General features: G+C 44.6%; 21 protein-coding genes and 1 tRNA gene. 8 read left to right on the top strand and 14 right to left on the bottom strand.

Features of this window, described 5'->3' with window-relative positions:
• Positions 1-4: 4 nt before the first annotated feature.
• A complete protein-coding gene (locus RTN07_RS01420; protein WP_312175001.1) occupies positions 5-982 on the bottom strand; it encodes a DUF1852 domain-containing protein in 978 nt (325 codons plus the stop codon).
• 685 nt (positions 983-1,667) lie between these two features.
• On the opposite strand from RTN07_RS01420, the gene RTN07_RS01425 reads away from it, so the two are divergent.
• Entirely contained in the window at positions 1,668-2,771 is a 1,104-nt protein-coding gene (locus RTN07_RS01425; protein WP_312175003.1) for an energy transducer TonB, read from the top strand.
• Between the two features lie 135 nt (positions 2,772-2,906).
• Here the strand turns inward: RTN07_RS01425 and RTN07_RS01430 are convergent, their stop codons facing one another.
• The 9 genes from RTN07_RS01430 to trmB all read right to left on the bottom strand — a co-directional run bounded on the left by RTN07_RS01430 (position 2,907) and on the right by trmB (position 11,754).
• Positions 2,907-4,439, bottom strand: coding sequence for an outer membrane protein transport protein (locus RTN07_RS01430; protein WP_312175004.1), 1,533 nt, complete (start codon positions 4,437-4,439; stop codon positions 2,907-2,909).
• A gap of 245 nt (positions 4,440-4,684) precedes the next feature.
• Entirely contained in the window at positions 4,685-4,906 is a 222-nt protein-coding gene (gene infA, locus RTN07_RS01435; protein WP_007116282.1) for a translation initiation factor IF-1, read from the bottom strand.
• 127 nt (positions 4,907-5,033) lie between these two features.
• The gene (gene truA, locus RTN07_RS01440) at positions 5,034-5,840 is read right to left on the bottom strand and encodes a tRNA pseudouridine(38-40) synthase TruA (protein WP_312175008.1); all 807 of its coding nucleotides are present in this window, start codon (positions 5,838-5,840) and stop codon (positions 5,034-5,036) included.
• Between the two features lie 61 nt (positions 5,841-5,901).
• On the bottom strand, positions 5,902-6,996 hold the full coding sequence (locus RTN07_RS01445) for an asparaginase (RefSeq protein WP_312175009.1): 1,095 nt from the start codon (positions 6,994-6,996) through the stop codon (positions 5,902-5,904).
• Between the two features lie 8 nt (positions 6,997-7,004).
• Entirely contained in the window at positions 7,005-7,631 is a 627-nt protein-coding gene (ybeY, locus tag RTN07_RS01450) for an rRNA maturation RNase YbeY (protein ID WP_312175011.1), read from the bottom strand.
• A 3-nt stretch (positions 7,632-7,634) separates the two neighbouring features.
• The gene (locus RTN07_RS01455) at positions 7,635-8,819 is read right to left on the bottom strand and encodes a PhoH family protein (protein ID WP_312175013.1); all 1,185 of its coding nucleotides are present in this window, start codon (positions 8,817-8,819) and stop codon (positions 7,635-7,637) included.
• A 194-nt stretch (positions 8,820-9,013) separates the two neighbouring features.
• A tRNA-Met gene (locus RTN07_RS01460) sits at positions 9,014-9,090 on the bottom strand.
• Between the two features lie 130 nt (positions 9,091-9,220).
• Positions 9,221-10,708 carry a sodium/proline symporter PutP gene (putP, locus tag RTN07_RS01465; protein WP_312175015.1) on the bottom strand — a complete coding sequence of 496 codons (1,488 nt, stop codon included), beginning with the start codon at positions 10,706-10,708 and terminating at the stop codon, positions 9,221-9,223.
• 209 nt (positions 10,709-10,917) lie between these two features.
• Positions 10,918-11,754: a tRNA (guanosine(46)-N7)-methyltransferase TrmB gene (gene trmB, locus RTN07_RS01470; protein ID WP_312175017.1), complete on the bottom strand. Its 837-nt coding sequence runs from the start codon at positions 11,752-11,754 to the stop codon at positions 10,918-10,920.
• Between the two features lie 124 nt (positions 11,755-11,878).
• Between trmB and RTN07_RS01475 the strand changes: the two genes are divergently transcribed.
• Positions 11,879-12,826 (top strand): pilin, encoded by a 948-nt coding sequence (locus tag RTN07_RS01475; protein WP_144917449.1) that lies wholly within the window; start codon positions 11,879-11,881, stop codon positions 12,824-12,826.
• A gap of 128 nt (positions 12,827-12,954) precedes the next feature.
• Here the strand turns inward: RTN07_RS01475 and htpG are convergent, their stop codons facing one another.
• Entirely contained in the window at positions 12,955-14,922 is a 1,968-nt protein-coding gene (gene htpG, locus RTN07_RS01480) for a molecular chaperone HtpG (protein ID WP_312175020.1), read from the bottom strand.
• Positions 14,923-15,159: 237 nt separating this feature from the next.
• Positions 15,160-16,128 (bottom strand): 4-hydroxy-3-methylbut-2-enyl diphosphate reductase, encoded by a 969-nt coding sequence (gene ispH / locus RTN07_RS01485; RefSeq protein WP_201664384.1) that lies wholly within the window; start codon positions 16,126-16,128, stop codon positions 15,160-15,162.
• A gap of 196 nt (positions 16,129-16,324) precedes the next feature.
• On the opposite strand from ispH, the gene gmk reads away from it, so the two are divergent.
• Positions 16,325-16,942, top strand: coding sequence for a guanylate kinase (gmk, locus tag RTN07_RS01490; protein WP_062334573.1), 618 nt, complete (start codon positions 16,325-16,327; stop codon positions 16,940-16,942).
• 40 nt (positions 16,943-16,982) lie between these two features.
• On the opposite strand, the gene RTN07_RS01495 is transcribed toward gmk, so the two are convergent.
• On the bottom strand, positions 16,983-17,930 hold the full coding sequence (locus RTN07_RS01495) for a LysR family transcriptional regulator (protein ID WP_312175027.1): 948 nt from the start codon (positions 17,928-17,930) through the stop codon (positions 16,983-16,985).
• Between the two features lie 173 nt (positions 17,931-18,103).
• On the opposite strand from RTN07_RS01495, the gene RTN07_RS01500 reads away from it, so the two are divergent.
• From RTN07_RS01500 to RTN07_RS01520, 5 genes are all read left to right on the top strand, one after another.
• Positions 18,104-19,342, top strand: a complete 1,239-nt coding sequence (locus RTN07_RS01500) for an acyl-CoA dehydrogenase family protein (protein WP_312175030.1) — start codon at positions 18,104-18,106, stop codon at positions 19,340-19,342.
• Positions 19,343-19,481: 139 nt separating this feature from the next.
• The gene (locus RTN07_RS01505; protein WP_312175032.1) at positions 19,482-20,549 is read left to right on the top strand and encodes a phosphotransferase family protein; all 1,068 of its coding nucleotides are present in this window, start codon (positions 19,482-19,484) and stop codon (positions 20,547-20,549) included.
• A gap of 8 nt (positions 20,550-20,557) precedes the next feature.
• The gene (locus RTN07_RS01510) at positions 20,558-21,334 is read left to right on the top strand and encodes a histidine phosphatase family protein (RefSeq protein WP_312175034.1); all 777 of its coding nucleotides are present in this window, start codon (positions 20,558-20,560) and stop codon (positions 21,332-21,334) included.
• Positions 21,335-21,434: 100 nt separating this feature from the next.
• Entirely contained in the window at positions 21,435-22,238 is an 804-nt protein-coding gene (locus RTN07_RS01515) for an SDR family oxidoreductase (RefSeq protein WP_312175406.1), read from the top strand.
• 384 nt (positions 22,239-22,622) lie between these two features.
• The gene (locus tag RTN07_RS01520) at positions 22,623-23,435 is read left to right on the top strand and encodes an SDR family oxidoreductase (RefSeq protein ID WP_312175409.1); all 813 of its coding nucleotides are present in this window, start codon (positions 22,623-22,625) and stop codon (positions 23,433-23,435) included.
• A 129-nt stretch (positions 23,436-23,564) separates the two neighbouring features.
• On the opposite strand, the gene msrAB is transcribed toward RTN07_RS01520, so the two are convergent.
• The gene (gene msrAB / locus RTN07_RS01525; RefSeq protein ID WP_076774278.1) at positions 23,565-25,298 is read right to left on the bottom strand and encodes a bifunctional peptide-methionine (S)-S-oxide reductase MsrA/peptide-methionine (R)-S-oxide reductase MsrB; all 1,734 of its coding nucleotides are present in this window, start codon (positions 25,296-25,298) and stop codon (positions 23,565-23,567) included.
• Positions 25,299-25,304 lie beyond the last annotated feature (6 nt).

Here is a 25,304-nt window from a genome sequence, read left to right on the forward strand (position 1 = left end):
TGGGTTAAGCGACTTGCGAATTTAACCAGTTTTGTAACAAGGTTTGATAGGGTTTGATAAAGTGGGTTTCTGTGTATTGACCTTGTTGAATCGCTAGCTGGCTGCGCTCTTCACGGTCATACTCGATTTTGGTCAGTGAATAATCCTCATGATTTAAACTGGGCTGATAACTTTGACCTGCTACGGTATTGGCGTTATAAATCTCAGGACGATAGATTTTTTGGAACGTTTCCATCGTGCTAATCGCGCTGATAAGCTCAAGGTTGGTGTAGTCGTTGAGCAAATCACCTTTAAAATAAAACGCAAAAGGTGCCACTGATTTTGGCGGCATAAAATAACGCACCGATAACCCCATTTTGCTAAAGTATTCATCCGTTAGCGAATACGCGTCTTGTACATATTCAGTGCCCAAAATCGGATGACAATTGGCGGTTTGGGTATAAGTCTTGGTGGTTGACACACTGAGACAAATCACCGGTGGTTTGTTAAATTGCTCACGATAGGCAGGCGAGTTCAGCACATACTCAAACAACTTACCATGCAAATCCCCAAACCGCTCGGGCACGCTAAACGATGGCTGGTTTTTGTTATGCGCCAACAGCCATACACTAAAGTCATAATCGCGCACATAGGAAGAAAAACTGTTACCCACGATGCCATCGATTCGCTGCTGGGTATGGGTGTCAAAGATAACGGTTTTTAAAATCTCAATAGCCGGAAAGCTGTCTTTGGTACCCGCTATCTCAAGATGGGCAGATACAATTTCAAGCTCGACCTGATAGCGGTCGCCCGTCACATTGTCCCAATGTGCCAAGTCATTAAATCGATGGTTAATCATTTGTAGGGTATTGCGTAAGTTTTGCTTGCGGTGTTCACCCCGTGCCAGATTGGCAAAGTTGGTAGTCAGCCTAGTATCTTTGGCAGGTTGGTAGTTTTCATCAAATGCAATGGTTTTGATATGACAATCAATCGGTAAAGTCATGTCTATAATCTCCGTAATAGTCGCGCAAAAAAAATTTCTTTTAGCACCCTACGATTACTAAAAATCGTCACGGCTAAAAGTACAAAGACAGTTATACGCTAAAATTAAGATGAATAAAAACGAATTAAAATTTAAAAATAATGAATTTTATTCATTTTAGGTTTTTTCTTGCATAAAGATTGGATTGCCACCCATGCAAAAAATGCCTGCCTTGCCAAGCCCGCTGAATCAATTGATAGGCAAAAAAGCGTCATTATCTGACCTTGCCGTAAAACCACCGCCTTTAGGCGGTGGATATAAGGCAATTGCTTAACTCTATAAGATTTGCTATACTCATATCACTATATTTAATGTCTTGCACTCAACAGTTAAGTTAAGACTAAATTGCGAGTACGCAGTAACTTAACTGGTAAGACATTCCAAACACACACTTAAGCTAATCCGTGTCTATTGACAATCCTAACGGTAGGATTAGTTTAAAATAAGAACCTTAAATGTACGGTGTGTCGTACGGGCGGTTGCCACTATTTAAGGTTTGCGGTGGGGCTTCACCGTCTTGCAGAAGGAATCCCCTCGCTTTAGGGAGGGGAGGAAGTCAATGGACAAGCGACTTTATGGCACAATTATATTACCATGGCAATATCATCTGTCATCATTAAAGCGTGCATCAAGCGATTCCCCTGTTATGCTATCTACCCCATCATCCGATAACAAATCGTCAAAACTATATATTAGGGTAGTGGTAGTTGGCATCGTTACCGCGTTACATGGGCTACTGCTGTATCTATTTTTTCAGTACCAAACGCCATTAAAGATCAAACCGCAAACCACACAGCCGCTAGAAATTAGCTTTATCCAGATGAAACCTCAACACCCCTCACAAACCTACCATTCACAACCGCCTATGGTTATCCATCATGCAAACCCTACCAAGCAAGCTTATCCTAGCACTAACACACAAGCGGCTGATATTAAGGAAAAACCGTTCCCAACACCAAACCCTACACCCGCTAAACCGGTGAATCACCCAGCAAAAGATAATAACCACAAGCCAATCGAACGCAGACCAACGATGGATAATTCGACTAACCAAAAAAAAGCCAGTCAACCTAAAACTGCGTTATCTAAAACAAGTCAAAGTCAAATTCAAACTGAAAATCAAGCAAAAACCCTGGATATTCCTAACCCGCCATTACTGAACGCCCATGAAAACAACGCCCATTATAAACAACAGCAAGCGGTGCAAATAGAACGTAACATAAATTTAAATAATAGCCAATCTCTTACTCAGTCCAAATCAGCTACTATCAACCAAAGCCATACCAATGCCGATAATGCTTTAAAACCTATAACTCACGATGAGCGTGCTAAATCATCTAAAGACTCGATGCGCCCTCAAATACAAAAAACGCCAAATCAGCCCGTTAGCCCAGTTATTTCAGCTATCCCCGATGTCCCAGCTATTAATTCGTCAGCAAAACCAGCAACACCCATCACCTTTGGCAATGCGGAGGCAAGTTGGCAGAAACGACCGAACACGCAGTTACCGCCCAATTTATCCCGTATCGTGACACTAAAACAGCTATCAAGCCTACAAGTAAAACTTAATGTCAATGCCCAAGGTGGCGTGGAAAAATGCAGGATTACGCAAACATCGGGTGATCAAGCGGTGGATAAATTTATTTGCCAACAAGTGCAAAAAGCCAAACTTTACCCAAAAAAAGCCAATGGCGTCACGGTACCAAGCATTGGTAATCTCACCATAGCACTGACCAATCTTGCAAATTAAACCCTACAATATATGGTTGAAGCGGCACCTATGTAATAATCATGAAGGGCTTACTGTATCAACAATTGATTAACTAGACACATAAAAAAAGCCAACCTGATGAGCAGATTGGCTTTCATGTTATTGAAAGTTAGCTTATTTCTTTTGGTAAGATAAACGTACACCGTATACCCAGCCATCATTGTCTTGGAAATCGCCAACAATGCTACCATCGGGTAGTTTCGCTTTGGCATCACCAAACATTAAGTATTTAACGCCACCTGAGACAGCCCATTCAGGTGTCAAATTGTATTTTGCTCCCAAGCCCACATTCCAGTTACCTTCGACAGGTCCTAGAGAATTGATAGGATTGCCTGCACCTGAGTCATAACCCACAGCGCCCGAAATAGCCAATTGTGGCGATAGTTTCTTACCTAGACCGACTTCAGCAGTCCAAGCGTCATCGTCATAAGAAACCAAATTAAGGTCACCATTTCCACTAGCTATTGCTGCTGCATTATAAATTTTTGGTTTAATCGCAAAATCACTCCAAGGCACCCAACGTGCTTTTGCGGTTAAAAGGGTTGTTGGATTGAGACCTGTTTGGAAATCTAAGTTAACAGATTTTGGCGTGGTGATAGTAATCTCATTGGTGCCGACACCCGCTGCACCAAGTGCAGGAAGATTTTCCGTCATATTGACGTCGTGGTCGATTTCAGAGCGATAAGTTAACGCGGCTTTGAGGGCAATTTCAGGTTTTAAATAAGCAATACCAGCCATCCAGCCATAAGCCGTATCACGAGCAATATTTGCATCATACCCAGAGGCAGTTTTATAAGCGTTACCACGTAAGTGGATATCACCTTCTAAACGCTGAATCGTAGGACCACCATAGATTTGAATGTTTTTCTTTTCACCCAGTTTTACCCCCAACAGTCCTGTGAAATTTTGGCTGCTGATAGAAGCATTGGTAGCACCTGTAACTTGAGATAAATTTTGTGATGCCGTTTGTGCGGTAGATAAAGTATTAACTGCTTGGTTACCAGCCGCAACTTGGGTAGTACCTGCAGCAATCCCTTGTTGAAGTGCAGTAATTTGTGGTGTTAAAACAGGCGCTAATGCAGGGTTAGCAGCCAAAGCGGCTTGGGCTTGAGTCAATTGGGTGTTTGCGGCATCTAATCGCGCTTGCCCTGCAGTAACTTGATTTTGGATGGTTGAGATAGCGGTTTGCAGTTCTGTAGCATTGGTAACAGGCAGTGCAATACCTGCATTTTGCAATCCCGCTGCTACCTGCGCATAGATACCATTCACTATAGAAGTTGGTGCACCAACAAAGTTGTTATCGCCAGAAAGCTCAACATCTGCGCCCCAAGGTTGATCAAAAAATGCCCCTACGCTGATGGTATCATTGACATCGGCTTTTGCCCCGAAGTTTAAAAATTGGTAATCATCAGCCATATCAGGGACATTGCGACCAGCGGTAAAGTTTGCGTCAGTTGTCGCAACCTTTGCGTTATCTTTACCCTCGATTGTTGGATCGATGGTAATGTGCTCAACATAGGCAAAAGTACCTTCCTCAGTAAAAGCCCAGCTTGGTTGGGTAGAGCGGTCTAGACCTGCGGCGTTTGCGATAGAAACAGTAGAAAGCGTAGCAACAGCTAGCGCAAGAGAAGAAATTTTAAATGACATGTGAAACTCCCTGTTTGATTTTAATCATCACGTCTAACAGCTAATTTAACAAAAACTTATCGGTAAATTAAAATTGACGTAATACCTTCCTTTCGTCAGTCAAAGAATAATCAAAATTTTAACAATTGACAACCGTATAATCACATTTTTGTAAGAATTTATTGACCTGAGCAGTCACGAAAAAAAGAGGGTGTTAACCCAATGAGTTAACACCCTCTTTTTACTGACTATATCTAGCTAAACAACTATCGACCGCGATAAGTAATACGTCCTTTCGATAAGTCGTAAGGTGTCATTTCAACTTTAACTTTATCGCCCGTTAAGATACGAATATAGTTCTTACGCATTTTTCCAGAAATATGCGCAATAATTTCATGCCCATTTTCTAAACGCACTTTAAATAATGTGTTAGGTAAAGTATCGACCACTTCGCCTTCAAATTCAATTACATCGTCTTTTTTTGCCATAATACCTATATCTATGAGTCAAATGTATAAATGTAGATTATACGCTGATGCGTGTGTTATCGCAACTTTTAACCCCTAAATCAATCAATTGAAAAAAACAGCTAAAAGATTTGCGCGCATCGCGACCTTATTCAGGCAAATTTAGCCAAATAGGGGATAGCCTTGTTACCGGTAACAGTGATTGAAATTGGGGTGGATACAGCGCATTGATAAAGTACAGCCCATCGGCAGAGGCGGTTGCTGCCGCAAGTGACCGATTTTTGCTCAGCAGCAATGCTTCAATCCATGCGACTGGCTGTTCACCGCGCCCAATTTCAAATAACGTACCCATAATATTTCGCACCATGTGATGTAAAAAACCATCGGCTTGGATATCCAGTACCAACAGCTCACCATGCTGAATCAATTTGGCAAAATGGACATGGCGCACAGGCTGATTAGATTGGCAGGAAGCGGCACGAAAACTGGTAAAATCATGAGTGCCTTCCAGATAGGTCGCTGCCTGCTGCATCAGTTGGACATTAAGCGGGGCGTATTCATGGGTAATTTGCTGATTGAGTATCGCAGGTCGAAAGGGGTGGTTGAGGGTAATATAGCGGTAGCGTCGAGCAATGGCAGAAAAGCGCGCATGAAACTCAGCGGGCATCACTTGTATCCAGCGCACCGCGATATCATCAGGTAGCAGAGAATTTGCGGCACGCAGCCAATTATAAGGCTGACGCGTGGCACTGGTCTGAAAATGGGCTATCATATTTGACGCATGGACACCGGCATCAGTACGACCTGCAGCGATGACTTCTATGGGTTCATTGGCTATCTTTGATAACGCTGCTTCAACATGCTGCTGAATACTATCAACTTCTTGTTGTCGTTGCCAGCCGCGATAGCCAGTACCAATAAATTCGATGCTGATCGCATAAGTATTTACAGTCATAAAAAAGCCAATTTCGCCAAAACCTACGATAAAAAAGCCTAGTATAACAACTAATCAGTTATTAGGCGACGGTGTGGGTATCTTTTAGACAATGCGCCCAACGCTGACGGCGGCGAGCAGGGGTGTCATAACTGCCAATCAACCAAAGCAGACGCACAAATATCGCAGGTAAAGTCAACCGTCCCGTCATCAAAACCTCACATTGAGCCAGCCATGCCCCCGCCTCATACGCTTGGCTGACGCCGCCATACGCGCATTGGGTCGTCACTGCAACCAGACAGCCTTGTTTTTTCGCCTGTAATAATTGGTTTTTGATGGATTCGGCATACGGTACATTACCTGCACCAAATGCCAAAATAATGATGGCATCAGGTTTTTCAGACAATAAATTATCCAAGTGAGTGGCGAGCAACTGCGTATCCACGGGCGTCAAATAGAGCGTGGCAATATTGGCATGGGACAAGCTGTCAAAGACTTGCGACAATTCACTCAACCGATCTTCTAGCCAAAGTTGATGCTGAGCCTGAGTGATTTTTGCGGTATAGCTATTGGCGGGATAACCAGCACGGTGGTGCCCCACAAACGCCATTAAATCATGGCTATGAATTTTTTGCACCGTTTGCGCAGGCCAATCTTCACCAGAAAAACACACCCGCACCCCAGGCTCACCATGACGGGCTAGTTTGCAGGCATCAAATAAATTCTGCGTGGCATCGCTCTGCGTGTCGATAAGGTAATCGGTTAACACATTGCTATCAAGCAAAGGTCTCATCGCCCCTGTCACCACAATACTGATATGACTACCCGCAAAACACTCTGCCAAAAAAGCCGCAAGGTAGCTGAGCGTATCGGTGCCTGTTAGCACCACAAATTGGCGAAGCCCTTGCCCAATGGCTTGTAGTATCAATTGATAAAAATGCGCAAAATCGGCAGGCGTTAACTGGCTACTGTCTTTAATGACATTATTATCCAATATCCGCCAATCCACAGGGTCGTGTGCATGGTTGGGGTAGGTGGCAAAATGGGTCTGTAAAATCTGTGATAACACAGGTAAAAAAATATCAGCATCTAAGCTAGCAAGCGGTTTGCCATAACTGCCAAAAGTGCCGCCCGCGTAGATGATGCCAATACCTGATTTGGTGATAGATTTACTCAATTGAAATTTTACTCATAAGGGTTGGCAACGGATAACTTATCAAGGACAGCGATTTCAATCGCTTCCATTTCATCTTGCTCAGCTTGCCCAAGTTCATGGTCAAAACCCAGCAAATGCAGCATACCATGCACCAGCAAATGGGTCAGATGCTGCTCTACTGTCTTGCCTTGCTCAGGGGCTTGACTGACCACCACCGCATGGCAAATCACTAGTTCACCTAGCGGCAGTGCGGGCAGTAATTCTAGTACAGCTTCAGGCAACTCACTGGCATAGGATAAAATATTGGTGGCGTAGTCTTTGCCACGCGCATCTAAATTGATGGCGCGAGCTTCCACAGGCTCCGTGACATAAATTTCTAATTCAACGGTTTTTTGAAAGATAAATTCGCCCAGTTGACTAGGTATCTCGGTAGTGTCTTGATGGGTTTCAAAATACTGCAGAACTTGCTGCAAAATAGCGGCAATCTTGTCTTGTTGGTACAAGACTTCAAGTTCGCCAAAATTTGGCAGTTCAAGTAAGTCTTCGGCAAAACTAATTATCACTTGACTCATCGGCACTTGACCAAGCGGCGCTTGCGGCAAAGCGCCAGCTAAATCACCTGCTAAATCAATTTGGGTTGGCAAAGCTGATGACATAAGCTACTCCGCGATACCTATATCAATGGGTGTGTTATCAATCGGTGTGTTATCAATCGGGGCTTTATCAATCGGAGCATTGTTATCCGTCACCCCGATAGCCGAGCTTGCGGCTTGTGACTGTGCTTGGCTTTGTTCAAGTAGGCGCGATTGCTTTTTGGCTTCTTTAATCGCTTCTTGCGCTTCATCGTATTTATCATAAGCTTGCACGATTTTTTGAACCAATTGATGGCGTACCACATCTTTGCTATCAAACCGCGTCACATGAATCTCTTCAATATCCGCCAGAATTTCTAGCGAATGACGCAAGCCTGACTTGGTGCCGCGAGGTAAGTCCACCTGTGACATATCGCCCGTGATGACCGCCCGCGAGCCAAAACCCAAACGAGTCAAGAACATTTTCATCTGCTCAGGGGTAGTGTTTTGTGCTTCATCCAAAATCACAAACGAGTTATTTAAGGTACGACCGCGCATGTAAGCGAGGGGGGCTACTTCAATGACTTGTTTTTCAATCAGTTTTGCCACTTTTTCAAACCCTAGCATTTCATATAAAGCGTCATAAAGTGGGCGTAGATAAGGGTCGATTTTTTGGGTCAAATCCCCCGGTAAAAAGCCCAGTTTTTCCCCTGCTTCTACCGCAGGGCGCACCAGCAAAATACGCTCAATCTCATTACGCTCTAGCATATCCACCGCACAAGCCACCGCCAAGTAAGTCTTACCCGTACCTGCAGGCCCTACGCCAAACGAGACATCAGAGAGTAAGATTTTTTTGACATATTGCTGTTGGTTGTAACCGCGTGGGATGATTTTTCCTTTACGGGTTCTCAAACTAATCGGGGTGAATTCAGTGCTATCGGCGCGCTCGCTGCCATTTGCGCTAGCGGCATCATTCTCTAGCGCTAAATCTTGCTCACGGCTAAAACTCGTTTGCACGAGCAGGTGCAAATCTTCTGGCGAGATGACGTCGTTGCTTTGTGCTTCATCGGCAAGCTGTGCCAAGATACGTTCAGCACGTGCGACTGAATCAAGCTCACCTGAAATCACAAAATCGGTTTTGCGTTGGTGAATGTGGACTGATAGACGATGTTCAAGGTACTTAATGTGGTTATTGTATTCGCCAAGTAAGGTTTTGAGTTGGTGGGCTTTTAGAGATGATAAATCGACCGTTCTGCTGATAGTATCGCTCAAGAGTGCTTCCTTTTATGGGTTTTTATAGTTGTGATAAATCATAAGGTTGAGAGATTAGGGGAGTATGACAGTAACCAATATAATATTTTGGCACGTTGATACTATTATGGTAAATTTCGACGAGATTTCAAGGCACAAATACACATTTGGCAAATAAGAAAGCCAATAACATTAAGTTATTGGCTTTTTTGATATGGTGGCGATGAAGAGACTTGAACTCTTGACCTCACGATTATGAGTCGTGCGCTCTAACCAGCTGAGCTACATCGCCATGTAGGATAGACATTTTGTGTCTGTCTTGTGGTCGCATATTATGCGTATTTCGACCTATCTCGTCAAGGATAATCTGCAATTTTTTTCAAAAATTTAGCGTTTCGTCTGCACGGTGTATCGCCAATGTGTTAACGAGCATTTTTAAAAGCGGTTGCTGCTTCATCAAAACGTGCCATGACTTTATCAGATGCGGGCGTTAACAGCGACACCACATAGATGGCAATCATGCCTAAAATAAAGCCTGGTACGATTTCATAAAGACTGCTACCGGTTAATGGTTTCCAAGCGATGACCGTCAACGCGCCTACAAGCATACCCGCCAATGCACCTGTGCCAGTCATACGTCGCCAAAATAACGACATCAACACCACAGGACCAAACGCCGCGCCAAATCCTGCCCAAGCATAAGAGACCAATCCTAACACTTTGCTGTCTGGGTTTTGGGCGATGACAATGGCAATCGCTGAAACCAAAAGCACCATAAAGCGACCAATCCAAACCAGTTCTTTTTGCGTGGCAGTAGGGCGAATAAACCCTTTATAAAAATCTTCTGTAATCGCGCTTGAGCATACCAATAATTGACAACTGAGGGTACTCATGACCGCTGCCAAAATAGCGGACAATACCACACCGACAATCCAAGGGTTAAATAACAATTGTGCCAAACCGATAAAGATACGCTCGTTGTTATCTTTTAAAATGGCAGTTTGTTCAGGATGCACCGTCATATAGGCAAGCCCAAAATAACCGACCGCTACCGCGCCTGCTAGGCACAAAATCATCCAAGTCATACCGATACGACGGGCATTATTTAGTGATTTGACCGAATTTGCCGCCATAAAACGCGCCAAAATATGCGGCTGACCGAAATAACCCAAGCCCCACGCAGCCGCACTGATGATACCGACCAATGACGTACCAAACAGCAAGTTACTGTAGTTTTTGTTATTTGCCTGTGCCGCCATACTGACCGCCGCCTGGATTTCATCCATACCGCCTAAATTTAAATAAACCATGATGGGCGCAAATACCAGCGCAAAAATCATCAAACTTGCTTGAATCGTATCCGTCCAGCTTACCGCCAAAAATCCTCCTATAAAGGTATAGATAATGGTGGCAAATGCCCCTAGCCACATAGCCGTGGTATAGTCAATTTCAAACAAGCTTTCAAATAGCCGCGCACCTGCGACAATGCCTGAGGCGCAATAAATGGTAAAGAAAAATAAAATAATCGCCGCTGAAGCAATTTTAATCAATTTATTGTTGGCGCCAAAGCGGTGGTGAAAGTATTCAGGCAAAGTTAGCGCATTGTTATTAAACTCAGTATGCACCCGCAGTCGACCTGCCACCAAAAGCCAGTTAAAATACGCACCAATCACCAAGCCAATTGCAATCCAAGATTCACTTAAGCCTGATACATAAATCGCCCCAGGTAACCCCATCAGCAGCCATCCTGACATATCTGACGCACCCGCCGACATCGCGGTCACAAAACTGCCCAGACTACGGCCACCCAAAATATAGTCATCAAAGTTACGGGTGGCAAAATATGCCGCAAACCCGATGCCCAATACCAAAATCAAATACAACGTAAATGTAATATAAACGGGTGTCATCCCATCACTCCTAAGGTCATCCTGATTCAAGGTAATAAAACCACTAAAAATTGCTAGCAGTCATAGAGATTTTACGTGGCATCACACGCTAATCGACATCCTGATAGATACCATCTAATAACGAAAAGTCACATTGTAGAAAAATTTTAGGCATAAAAAAAGGATAATCGCTGTGATTATCCTGTTTATGGCATAAAATTGTCAACGCGCTAAACTTTGCGATACATAATATCGTAAATAGCGCGACCTTCCTCCATACCGCGTTTTTCAAATTTAGTCAGGGGGCGAAAATCGGGACGCGGTAAAAAGTTACCTATACCTTCGCTGTTTTTGCCTTCGACATTTTCAAACGCGGTTAAACTATCCATGACTTCAATCATCCAGTGGGCATAATGTTCCCAATCGGTAGCCGCATGAAATATGCCGCCTTTTTTAAGCACCCGTTCCACCACCTTCATGCGATCAGCACTGACAAAACGGCGTTTGTAATGGCGCTTTTTTTGCCAAGGGTCAGGAAAATACAACTGCAGTGTGTCAATATGCGCCGCCGGTAATTGCTGCATCAGGGCAATGGCATCGCCGCTGATGAGTTTGAGGTTATTTAGACCCAGTTCCCCTGCCAAAAATGCACAGTTACCCAGTCCTGCCTCATGCACTTCAATGCCGACAAAGTTTCGTGTTGGCTCATTTTTTGCCATTTCCACCAAGCTTGTGCCCATACCGAAGCCAATTTCAACTGTCAAAGGCGCATCAGGGTTTGAAAATAGCTCACGCAAATTGGTTATGCCGCTGATATCCATTGCTTGAATTGCGTCCAAATTGGGCTGGACAAAAAAATGGGCAAAGTCTGACTGTAACCCAGCTTCTGCCTTTTTGCCTACATGGGTTTTACGCTTCATAAAAGTTTGAATGGCGCGATAGTGCGGGGATAAAGAGTTTTCATCACTCGGTTGTGGGGTAGTGGATGGATTGGGCGAAAGCAATGGGGCATCGGGTTTAGCCGCATCGACTGTCTGAGAAGTTTGGGTAGGTTGGGGTGTCATCATTTGCAAAAATCGTAGTTGGTGTGATAAAGGGTGGTTGTGATAAAATTCGGCTATTATAAGTGAAAACCCCAAAAAGTGAAAACCTCAACAAGTGAAAACAACCAATGGATAATCCCTAATCGCCATGTTATTTCTTGAAAAAACATCACCGCCGCCATTTTGGCAGCCACAGCTAACTGATAAACAGCGTCTGATGTATGACAAAGCCTTTATCGGCAATCGTTCGCAGGCGTATTATCTCAAGCGTTTTGCCCAGTTTGATCAGGCAGGGCGATTGACAGCAAAGTGGCATTGGGCAGGGTTTTTGATGACGTTTCCTTGGCTGTTATACCGTAAGCGATTCTTAGATAGCATTGTCTATTCGGTGGCGGGATGGTCATTTATTCAGCTCAATGTCACCATCATTTTGGTAGCGATAGAGTACTTATTGATACGCAATCTTGATGAAGCAATTCGTATGCCGCTACGTATTGGCATTGGGCTTGCGATTTGGCTGTTTTGGTCGGTGATGGTGGCACGTTGGAGCGATGCTTATTATTATCGGATGGCGCGCCGTGAAATCGCCGATGCCATTGAAATGTATCCGCGGGATGAAGAAAAACAGCTCGCTCATATCCGCAGGCATGGCGGTGTAAGTTTGGTGGGTTTGGCGCTGGCGTTTGGGTTTTATGCGTTTTCTTTGTTTGTGATACAAGTGCAGTTTTTGCCGATTTATGCCAAACAAAAAGCCAATGCCACGCTGTTTGAAGTGCTTGATATCGTAGAAAGCGCACAGGGACGAGTCGATGCCATCTATAAAGCCACCGGTCAATGTCCTGTCAATACACCGCTAAGCACAGATAACCAAAAAGTGGTGCTAAGAGTGCTGACCCAAGCAGAAAGCATTCCAACTGACAGTCATTGTATGATTCAAGCGACAGTACGAGGCGTGCCGTTTCCCAATCGCTGGCTCAATGGTCAGACGCTGACCATGTACCGCATTGGTGATAGTAAAGTCGAGGGTAGTTGGGGCTGTATCACCTCACTCAATCGCAAGCAAATACCCAAACAATGTATGCTGGCAGAGCGCTGATGAAATAGTAGTGTTTACAACCACTAGCCGATACGATGGCGGTGGTTTTCAAAAAAAACCGAAGCCTAAATAACAGCCTAGGCTTCGGTTTTTGTTTATCAGTTTTATTTTGAAGTCAGCAAAATAACTTACTTCATCAACAACGCATTGACGCGTTTTAGATAAGCGGCTGGGTCTTCAAGCTGACCGCCTTCGGCAAGTAATGCCTGGTCAAAAATCACTTGCGCAAGGTCATCGAACTGCTCTGCGCTTTCCAATTTTTGAATGAGCGGATGGTTTGGGTTGACTTCCAAAATTGGCTTGCTCTCTGGCACAGGTTGACCCATTTGTTTGAGCATTTGCATCATCTGTGGCGATAGTTCACCATCAGCGGTAACGAGCAGAGCAGGGCTATCCACCAAACGATTTGACACGCGCACATCTTTAGCCCGGCTACCTAACACGCCTTTGAGTTTTTCTACCACAGGCTTGAAGGTTTCTTCCGCTTTTTTGGCTTCTTCTTTTTCGGCTTCATCGGTCAAATCGCCCAAGTCTACCGCGCCTTTGGCGATGTTTTGTAGCGGTGTACCATCGTACTCAAACATAAAGTTCATTGCCCATTCATCAACGGGGTTGGTCATCAAGATGACTTCAATGCCTTTTTTCTTGAACACTTCAAGTTGCGGACTGGCTTTGGCGGCGGCAAGGTTTTCAGCTGTTAGATAATAAATCGCTTTTTGACCGTCTTTCATACGACCTTTATAGTCGTCAAAGCTTGTTACCACATTGTCATCAGTGGTAGTGGCATAGCGCAATAATTTGGCAATTTTATCCTTATTGCTCTGGTCTTCACCTAAGCCTTCTTTTAAGACGTTGCCAAATTCAGCATAAAATTGTTTATATTTTTCTTGTTTTTCGGCTTCATCGCTATTGGCTAGGCTAGCTAGCACAGTCAGTATACGGCGGGCGTTACCATCGCGGATAGATTTGACATCGCGAGACTCTTGCAGGATTTCACGGCTGACATTGAGCGGTAAATCCGCGGTATCAATCACCCCTTTGACAAAACGCAGATACATCGGCAATAACTGCTCGGCATCATCCATAATAAATACACGTTTGACGTACAGTTTTAGACCGTGTTTTTGCTCACGTTGGTACAGGTCAAACGGCGCTTTTTTAGGGATATATAGCAGCTGGGTATATTGTAGACGTCCTTCGACACGGTTGTGCGTCCAAGTTAGCGGCTCATCATAGTCATAGGTAAGATTTTTATAAAATTCTTGATACTCTTCGTCTGTAATTTCTGAAGGTGAGCGCGTCCATAGGGCATTGGCTTGGTTGATGGTTTCCCATTCGTCAGTGGTTATCATTTGACCTTGGGGCATCTCACCTTTGGCAGTTTCGCCCCCTGCTTCTGAATTAGCAGTTTTTTGCGCGTCAGTGAGTTCTTCTTGCCAAACTTCTTTGCGCATTTGGATGGGCAAGCTGATATGGTCAGAGTATTTATTGACTAAAGATTTAATTTTGTGGCGGTCAAGGTATTCGCTGTGTTCGTCGGTAACATGTAAAATCACTGTCGTGCCACGGGTAGGCTTTTCGATGGTTTCGGTGGTAAATTCACCGGTGCCATCTGAAACCCAGCGTACGCCTTGGCTGGCAGGCTCACCTGCTTTACGCGATTCCACCGTGATGGTGTCCGCTACGATAAAACCTGAATAAAACCCCACCCCAAATTGACCAATCAAATTGCCGTCTTGTTTTTGTGCATCGGATAATTTTTCTAAGAAAGCTTTGGTGCCTGATTTGGCAATAGTACCCAAATGCTCTACCGCATCGGCTTCATTCATACCGATACCATTGTCGATAAAGCTGATGGTTTTGGCATCTTTATCAATATCGATGCGAATGCGTAGTTCACTGTCACCTTCATACAGCGCGTCGTTTTGATTGGCTTCAAAACGCAACTTGTCACAGGCATCAGACGCATTTGACACTAGCTCACGCACGAAGATATCCGCATTTGAATAAAGCGAGTGGGTGACTAGATGTAATAGTTGCGCGACTTCAGCTTCAAAGCTATGTTTTTTTGGCTCAGGTTTGTTTGAATCTGCCATAATAATTAACTCCTAAAATAAGAATAAAAATAATTAACCCAATTTATGATGGTTCGTTGTCATAGTTAGGGTGAGTCTAAAACTATTTCAAGCACAAGCGGCACAATTTTTTAATTTTTAAATAATGAAAAAAATGATACAAGCATTGTTTAAATAACCAATAATGAAATGACCAATAAAAAGCCGAGCATACTTATACCCGGCTTTGCTTGCTATCTATCCCATACTATATCTCTTTTAAATCTTGGATTCACTAGGATTATGCAGTTGGGGTGAGCGTAACGCTTTGGGCAAGCTAAAGGTCACGTTTTCCAAAATACCGGATAATTCTTCAGGTTTTTCCCCGCCCCAGGATTGTAAGGTATCTAACACTTCTTGAATCAATACTTCAGGCGCTGATGCACCCGCCGTCACACCCACCGTATCCACACCTGCAAACCAGTCTTTTTGCATTTCTCCTGCATTATCAATCAAATGCGCTTTGGCGCCCAAGCGCTCCGCGAGTTCACGCAAGCGATTGGAGTTGGATGAATTGGGTGAGCCCACCACTAACACCACTTGACAACGCGCCGCAAGCTCCTTGACCGCATCTTGACGGTTTTGGGTGGCATAACAAATATCATCTTTACGCGGTGCATGGATTTTGGGGAATTTATTTTTTAGCGCATCAATCACTTCGGCAGTGTCATCCATCGATAGGGTGGTTTGGGTGACAAATGCCAAATCAGTATCAGTCGGTAGGTCAAGATTGGCAACATCCACCACATCTTCAATTAAGTGAATACGTCCACCGTATTGTGGATCGAAGCGCCCCATCGTGCCTTCTACTTCTGGATGACCGGCATGACCAATCAACACCGCATCTACACCTGTTTTGGCAAATTTATTGACTTCGATATGGACTTTGGTAACCAGTGGGCAAGTGGCATCAAACACCGTCAAATCACGGCGTTCGGCTTCATCTTCCACGGCTTTGGAGACGCCATGCGCTGAAAAAATCACAATCGCCCCATCCGGCACTTCATCCAACTCTTCGACAAATACCGCACCGCGATTGGCAAGGTCTTCTACCACAAATTTGTTGTGTACCACTTCATGGCGCACATAAATAGGCGGTTCAAAGCGCTCAAGGCAGACATTGACGATTTCGATGGCTCTATCGACCCCAGCACAAAAACCACGGGGATTGGCGAGTAAAATTTTCATAACGCAGTTCTTCAGTCATTGATGATTCATGTGGTTAGTTTACCATGAGTTCATACACGCAAAATATGTTAAACGTAAAAAATCAGCGAATCGGTATTCAATGGCTAAATTACGCAGAAATTGTTAGCAAAAATTGCTAAAATAGCCGATTCAAAAATGGCTACTACTTATTTAATCAAACCTCTAAGGATATGTCATGACCAAAGGCTCATTATTTATCATCACCGCAGCAAGCGGTACTGGCAAAACATCGCTGGTCAAACAGCTGATTGCAACGACCAATGACTTGGCGGTGAGTATCTCGCATTCGACTCGCAAGCCACGTCCTGGGGAGATTGATGGGCAGCATTATCACTTTGTCAGCCGCGAGATATTTGCTGATATGATTAAGCAAGGTGAGTTTTTGGAGCATGCCGAAGTGTTTGAAAACTACTATGGCACCGCCCAGTCCACAGTAGAATTTATGCTGAGCAATGGCTTGGATGTCATCTTAGAAATCGACTGGCAGGGTGCGCTGCAAGTGCAAAAATTGCGTCCCGATGCCACGACCATTTTTATCCTACCGCCCGACCGCCAATCGCTGCGCCAACGGCTTTCCAATCGCGGACAAGACAGTCAAGAGGTGATTGAAAAACGTCTTGCCGGTTCGGTCAATGAAATGTCGCAATACGTGAATTTTGATTATGTGGTGATTAATGACAATTTCGACGTGGCATTAGCGGAGTTAAAATCAATTATCATCGCCAATCGTTTGACACTGGCTAAACAGCAAGAGCGCCACGCTGGCCGTATTGAGCAGCTATTGTCTGAATAAATCATCAATAGCCTATAAATAATTGAATAAGCGCAACCAGCTAATAAAACGCACTAAAAATCTGTTGTCTTAGCCACCCATACAACGGGTCAACCTGTTGTTGTTGGTGCCAATAGCCGTGTAACTCGATATGGGTCAACTCAATCGGCAAATCCAAAATCTGCCAGCCTTGGGCGGGTGGCAAAAATGTGGTGGCTAACTGGCGCGGCAAGGTGAGCAATAGCTTGTCTTGTTTTAGCAGTTGAAAAGCAGTGGCATAATGTTGACAACGGATTTTACTCTGCCGCTGCCAACCTGCTTTGGACAATAAACTATCTTCAATCGACAGACCTAGCCGCCGTGATGACACCGTAATATGTTGACTGGCAAAATACTGGGCTTGGGTGATAGTCGGTTCATTCGCCAATTCAGCCGCAAAATTTGGCGCATACAACACCAGCACAAACTCATCTCGCAACAACGGTTGATGCACAATCTCACTATCCACCACCCGCGCCACATCAATGGCAAAATCCAGCTGTCCAACTTTTAGTTCATGCGCAAGCGCTGAGCGATTGAGCCGGCTACTGGTGATTTGGCAATTGGGCAGGACTTGATGAATTTGGCTGACCAATTTGTTAAACACAATCAATTCAATTTCATCGTGCATGGCAATCGTTAACGTGGCAAAGCTCTGCTGCGCCAGCTCGCCAAGTTTGCTGTCGCTCAATAAATGGTTAGTTTGAAATATTTGTTCGAGATTTTCAAAGCTTTGTTTGACTGTGGGATAAAGCCGTTTGGCATACAGAGTGGGGTGCAGCTCACCTTTTTCCCGATAAAAAAGTTCGTCCCCCAATGATTGGCGTAACCGACCTAACGCATGGCTAATGGCAGATTGGCTCAAATGCAAAGCTTCTGCAGTATGAGTAAGATTTTTAAGCTCAAAAATATAAATAAATAGCCTAAGCAAATTTAAATCAAGCTGCTTTAACGGGTTTTTATGCAACATTTGGATAATACCTTACAAGTAGAGGGCGGTTGTTTGCTCAATAATTTGGCTAAGACATCTCAGTCGTATGAATTTTATTCATAGTATTTTACTAATTAAAATCATTTTATTCATGATAATAAATCCGTTAAGCTGATTCAATAATTGTTTTAGCCGAAAAAGGACAATGCCTAATGGAATTCCAACTTAGCGATAAAGCAAAAGATTACATCGCCCGTACCAAAGCATTTATTCAAACCGAAATCGAACCGATTGAAGCAGAATTTTGGCAAGCGGCGCATAAGCTTAATCCCACAGGCGATTGGACGACTTGGCAATGGCCTGCCAAACTTGAAGAATTAAAAACCAAAGCCCGTGCGCAAAATTTATGGAATATGTTTTTGCCAGACGAGCAACTCGGTCAAGGATTAAGTGTTCAAGAATATGCCCATATTGCTGAGTTGTCTGGCAGAAGTCTTATTGCCCCACATGTGTTTAACTGTAATGCGCCAGATAGTGGCAATATGGAATTGATTTGGCGCTACGGTAACGACGCCCAAAAACAGCAATGGTTAACGCCGTTATTAGCAGGGGAAATTCGCTCTGTGTTTGGCATGACAGAGCCTGCAGTGGCCAGTAGTGATGCCACCAATATGCAAGCCACGGCGATTGTTGAAGGCGATGAAATTGTGCTCAACGGTCGCAAATGGTGGTCATCAGGTTTGGGTGATCCAAACGCTAAACTCATTATTTTTATGGCACACACCCCAGATGAGAGCAAAGATCGCCACCATCAGCACACCATGGTACTGGTACCTATAGATGCCAAAGGCGTCAAGATTGAACGCATGCTCAAAGTATTTAATGATTATGATGCACCGCATGGACATGGCGAAATGCTTTTTGACAACGTGCGTGTACCGCTTAGCAATGTCATCGGCGGGGCAGGCGAGGGATTTGCGATTGCCCAAGGGCGCTTAGGACCGGGTCGGATTCACCACTGTATGCGTTGTATTGGTGCTGCAGAAAAATCGCTAGAGCTTGCCATCGATCGCGGGCTAAGTCGTAGCGCATTTGGCAAACCGCTGCTTGATTTAGGTGGCAACCGTGAACGTATCGCTGACGCCCGTGTCAAAATTGACCAAGCGCGTCTATTAACCCTATATGCCGCCTATAAAATGGATAAACTCGGCACCAAAGCGGCGTTGACCGAAATCTCAGCGATTAAAGTGGTCGCCCCAACGGTATTACAAGAAGTCGTCGATATGGCGATTCAGCTGCATGGGGGGATGGGTGTGAGCCAAGATACGCTGTTGCCGATGTTCTTTAATCAAGCCCGTAGCCTACGCCTTGCCGATGGACCTGACGAAGTGCATAAAGGCATGATTGCCAAACTGGAAGTGAAAAAACGCCAACAAGCGACGACCAAATAACTAGCAAATAACTAATAGCTAGTTAACAAAAAAGGTAGCTAGCTAACAAAAAAGGCGTAATGTCAGGTTGCGTCATTTTGCTATTTGACCTCGTTAACAATACAAGTTAAAAAACAAGATAAAAAACAAGGATGAAATTATGCTTGATACTGCGAACCCAGTACGCAAAGGCGAAGAGATTGACAGCAATGCGGTCACCGAGTATTTAATGAGCCAAGGCATCGCTTTGCAAGGTCGGCCAGAAGTCACCCAATTTTCAGGGGGCGCATCCAACTGGACATACCGACTAAAATATGCCAACCGTGATTTGATTTTACGCCGGCCACCCAAAGGTACCAAAGCCAAATCCGCCCATGATATGGTGCGTGAGTACAAAGTGCAAAAAGCACTGCAATCACAATACCCACGCGTCCCCAATATGGTCGCCCTGTGTACCGATGACCGCGTGATTGGTTGCGATTTTTATGTCATGGATCGCATCGAGGGCATTATTCCCCGTGCCAATTTGCCCAAAGCATTGACGTTAAGCGAACAGCAAGTCAGCGAGCTGTGCAGGCAGGTGGTCGATGCGTTGATTGATTTACACAAGGTCGATTACACCCAAAACCCTGATTTGGTGGCACTTGGCAAAGGCGAAGGCTACTGCGAGCGTCAAGTCATGGGATGGGATAAACGCTATGAGCAAGCCCGTACGCCTGATGTACCTGATTTCGCCGATGTGCGTCAGTGGTTAAAAGCCAACACCCCAACCGATGTCAAAACTAGCGTGATTCATAATGACTGGCGTTTTGACAATGTGATTTTAGACCCAAGCAATCCAACCAACATCATTGGCGTGCTCGACTGGGAAATGGCAACGATAGGCGATCCCTTGATGGATTTGGGCTGTGCGTTAGCTTACTGGATTCAAGCCGATGACAATGCGGTGATGAAAGCTACGCGCCGTCAGCCGACCAATCTGCCAGGCATGATGACCCGTGCCGAAGTGGTCGAATATTACCTACAAAAAACGGGGCTGAAAGTGGACAACTGGCGCTTTTACGAAGTGTTTGGGGTATTTCGTTTGGCAGCGATTGCGCAGCAGATTTATTACCGCTATTATCATGGGCAGACGGATAATCCGGCGTTCAAAGATTTTGGCGTGATTGTCAACGCCTTGCACGACCGCTGTATCGAACTTATCGAAAAAAATAACAATAAATCATAGGGATTCTCATGAAACTCATCAGCCTTGTCCGTCATGGGCAAGCGTCATTTGGCGCAGACAATTATGACCAACTGTCCCCAAAAGGTGTCGCTCAAACCCAGTGGCTTGGTGATAGTTTTCGCCAGTCAGGTCGGCAAGTGCACGCGCTGATGTCAGGCAGCATGGCGCGGCAAAAGGACAGTCTCAAACATTTTTTAAGCCATTATTATGTCACCCGTGAAGGCATTGAACTGACCGAAATCACTCACCATGTGCAAAACGCTTTAAAAAATCAGGCAAATCCCAGTTTGACCATGCCGCTATTGTTGGGTGAAGATAGCAGTTTTAATGAGTTTAATCATGAGCAAATTCTTTATAAGGCGGGATTGCCATTTGCGGATAAAGCCAGTTTTATGGCGTATTTATCCAGTCAAACACACCCTGAAATTAGCTTTACTGAGATTTTTACCCAAGCCATGAGCCGTTGGCAAAGCGGTCAGTACGACAGCGATTATGATGAAAGTTGGCAACACTTTTTGCAGCGCACCTGGAACGGTTTTGAGCGCTTGATGGCGCAAACTGGCGAGCATGAACATGCGATGGTATTCACATCAGGTGGCGTGATTGCCAGTATCATGCAGCAAGTGATGAAACTATCGGATGTGCAAGCTTTTGATTTGAACTGGCATATCGCCAACGCCAGTGTTCACCAATTTCGCGTGAGTAACCAAGGTGTTTTTTTACAGACCTTTAATGAGTTTAGCTATTTGTATCAACAAGGCGAGCAAATGGTGACTTGGCGCTAAAATTTAGCTTATCAGTTTAACGTTTAAAAAAATTTAATAAATAATTAAGGATGAAATAATGCAAACACTACCCGAATTACTACAGCAAGTTCAAACCACAATGACAGCCCCAAACACGGACTTATCTGGTTTTATAAATAACCAAGTGGGTAAGGGTAAAACTATTTTGATTACTGGCGCAAGCTCAGGACTGGGGGCAGGCATGGCGATCCATTTTGCTCGCATGGGCTATAATTTGGCAATTTGTGCGCGCCGCACCGAACGCCTAGAACAACTCAAAGCCAACCTGTTAGCGGATAATCCGACGATTACAGTCAGTGTAAAAGCACTCGATGTGACTGATTATACGCAGGTTTTTAAAGTATTTCATGAATTTGCCCAAGAGTTTGGCAGGCTTGATCGTATCATCATCAATGCAGGGGTCGGCGAGGGTCGCCGTATTGGCAAGGGTAATTTTGAGATTAATCGAAAAACTGCAGAAATCAATTTTATCTCAGGTCTTGCCCAGTGTGAAGCGGCGATGGAAATTTTTCGTGCCCAAAATAGCGGTCATTTGGTGGTTATCTCAAGTATGTCGGCATTCCGTGGTCTGCCAAAACATATGTCAGTATACGCGGCAAGTAAATCAGCGATTGCACAGCTTGCTGAAGGGATTCGCGCCGATATGCTGATATCTGAGTTACCGATTAAAGTGTCAACGATATATCCAGGGTATATACGCACTGAGATTAACGAAGGTGCTAAACCGTTACCCTTTGAAGTGAGTGAAGAAATCGGCACCAAAGCATTGGCAATCGCGATTGAAGGCGAGCCTGATGAAGCGTGCGTCCCTGAGCAACCCTGGGCACTGATGAGTGATTGGATGAAAAACGCCCCACTGACATGGGTCAATGGTTTGGCATAAACCAAAAAGTCGTAAAAAACCCAAATGAGACCTTGCGCTGATTTGGGTTTTTTATTGTCTTCATATAGGGTACTGCCAGCCTGTATATTTGCCTTTGGCGACAGATTTGACATCACCGAGTAGGAGGCTGTTATAAAAAATAACGCGTGTGAATGGCTAAAGGGTGTTAGTCATCGTTAACCCTATCGCCATCCTTGTTTATCTTATGTATTTAATACCTATAGCGATATTTGCAGTAGGCTAGACAAGGGTTGTAATGATAAAATCAGCGCCTCTTTTATGATTTTTTATTTATTGTTACGATAACTGAGTGGTACAGGCAAGCAAACGATGAAAAAACTTGAAAACGCGCTACAAAAAATTGATAAATACGGTCAGTTTGTGATGAAAAAACTGGTCAATCGCCGCTCATTGACTGAGCTACAAGGTATCGGTCAAGGCAAAACCGTATTGATTACCGGTGCTAGCTCAGGGATTGGCGCGATGATGGCACGCCGATTTGCTTATCTAGGCTATGATTTGGCAATTTGTGCCAGACGAGAAGAGCGATTAAATGCGTTAAAGCAAGACATTGAAAGCAAGTACCCTGTCAAAGTCTCTGTTAAAACTTTGGATGTCACCGATTATAAGCAGATTTTTACGGTATTTGATAGCTTTGTGAGTGACTGCAAAACCCGAGGGAAAACCATTGATAAAATTATCGTCAATGCAGGGGTGGGCGATAGCCGCGTCATTGGTCATGGACGCTTTGAGACCAATCGCCATACCGCTGAAGTCAATTTTATCGCAGCGATTGCCCAGTGTGAGGCGGCGATGAAGATTTTTCGCCAGCAAAACAGCGGTCAGTTGGTGGTCATCTCAAGTATGTCAGCGGTTCGTGGTTTGCCCCGTCATCTTACCACCTATGCCGCTGCCAAAGCGGGACTGGCAAATTTAGCCGAAGGCATTCGCGCTGATATGATGCAGGAAAAACGTCCGATTACCGTCACCACGATTTATCCCGGTTATATCCGTACTGAACTTAATATCGGTGCCAAATATTTGCCGTTTGAGAGTACAGAAGAAGAGGGCGTCGAGGCGATTGTCGAAGCGATTGAAGCCAAAGTGAATGAAGCCTTTGTCCCAGCATGGCCTTGGCTGCCGATTGGAATTGGTATGAAAATATTACCGCTCAGGGTGATGACCAAATTTTTATAAGCGCATTTTTAAAAAATTTTAAAGTCTCGGCATAATCAAAAACGCCTTATTAAAAACGCATTGGCAGCTGATGGCTTGTCAAAGCGTTTTTGATATCGTTACCAGTCAACGTGCTACCTAATTGACTGGCTATTTTACCAAGGGCATAAGTGCACCATAGCCTGCCGCTTGCATGTCTGCCAAAGCGATAAATTGTAGCGCATCGCCATTGATGCAGTAGCGTAATCCGCCTTTATCCTTGGGGCCATCATCAAACACATGCCCCAAATGTGAGTTGGCGACCCGCGAGCGCACTTCCGTTCGTGTCATGTTAAAACTGCTATCGGTTGAGGTGGTAATGACGTTTGCGCTAATGGGTTTGGTAAAACTCGGCCAGCCACACCCCGAATCATATTTATCCGTAGATAAAAACAACGGCTCGCCACTGACGATATCCACATATAAACCTTTAGCAAATAAATGGTCGTATTGATGACTAAAGGCGCGCTCAGTAGCTGCGTTTTGGGTGACATCATACTGCGCTTGGGTCAACCGACTTTTTACATTTTTATCGTAGTTTTGATAGCGGGTAGGATTGAGCGCCTCGGTGACCGTCGTGGCAGGCGCTAAGGCTTTGATAACGGGGATTTTTTGATTGGCAAGGCTAATATCAATATGGCAGTAGCCATTGGGATTTTTGCTTAGATAATCTTGGTGATAATTTTCTGCGTCATAAAAATTCGCCAAGGGTTTATTTTCTACCACAATTTTTTGCGGATATTTTTTTGCCAAATCGGCAAGGGTTTTATCAATGATTGGCTTATCATTGGCATCGGTATAATAAATGCCGGTACGATATTGCGCCCCGCGATCATTGCCTTGTTTGTTGAGACTGGTCGGGTCAATCACTCGCACGTAGTATGCCAAGAGGGTCGCAAGATTGGTTTTATCGATATCATAGATAACTTTGACGGTTTCTGCGTGCCCTGAGCCTGCTATCACCTGCTCATAGCTCGGGTTCGCGCTATTGCCATTGGCATAACCTGATATCGCATCGACCACGCCATCCACGCGCTCCATATAGGCCTCTAGCCCCCAAAAACAGCCACCCGCCAGATAGATAGTATGCGTGCGAATCGGGGTTTTACCATCTGCTTGATAATACACACCGTTATGGTTAATCGGAGCTAAGGCTTTGATGCTAGCGGCTTGTTTGCTAGCTTGGTTATTAGCCTGCTCATGAGCTTGGGCAGTCTGGCTATACGGAGTTTTTGCTTGATTCAGGGCTTTGAGTTCTGCAAAGTCGTTGCTAGCATTGTCTGATAAGGCTTGTATTTGTGCTGGGGTAAGATTGCCTTTGACCAGTTTTAATAAATTGCCTTGTTTATCTAAAATCGCAAAACTGGGATAGACTTGCACGCCAAATTGTTTAATCAGCTTGCCATAGTTATCCATAAGCACCGGTAGGTTAGCATAGTCTTTAGTAAGCACTGTGTACCAAGTTTGAAAATCTTGCGGGGATTTTTCACTCAAATGACCTGGACTGACCACGCTGACGACATTCATATTGGGATACTGCCGTGCCCATGCGTCGCTTTCTTGGAGCGTTGCCAAACACAGCGGGCACCAGCTTGCCCAAAATTTCACCACAGTTGGCTTGTTGGGATCGATCACATGACGACCCATTTTACCTAATTTTGGGTTAATTTGGCTCAAACCTTGTAAGGTCGCTAACGTATCAGTCGGCAATAAATCCGCTTTGCTAGTAGCACGCGCAGAGCCAGCGTTTTCTTTGGCATTCATTTTTTGACAGCCAAGCAACAGCAGGCTGCTGATTAATAGGGTAACGGTTAAATTCTTAGCACTTTGAGGAAAATTGACCATGGTACA

Source organism: Moraxella sp. CTOTU46934 (genome assembly GCF_031979465.1).
GTDB classification, from domain to species: domain Bacteria; phylum Pseudomonadota; class Gammaproteobacteria; order Pseudomonadales; family Moraxellaceae; genus Faucicola; species Faucicola tetraodonis.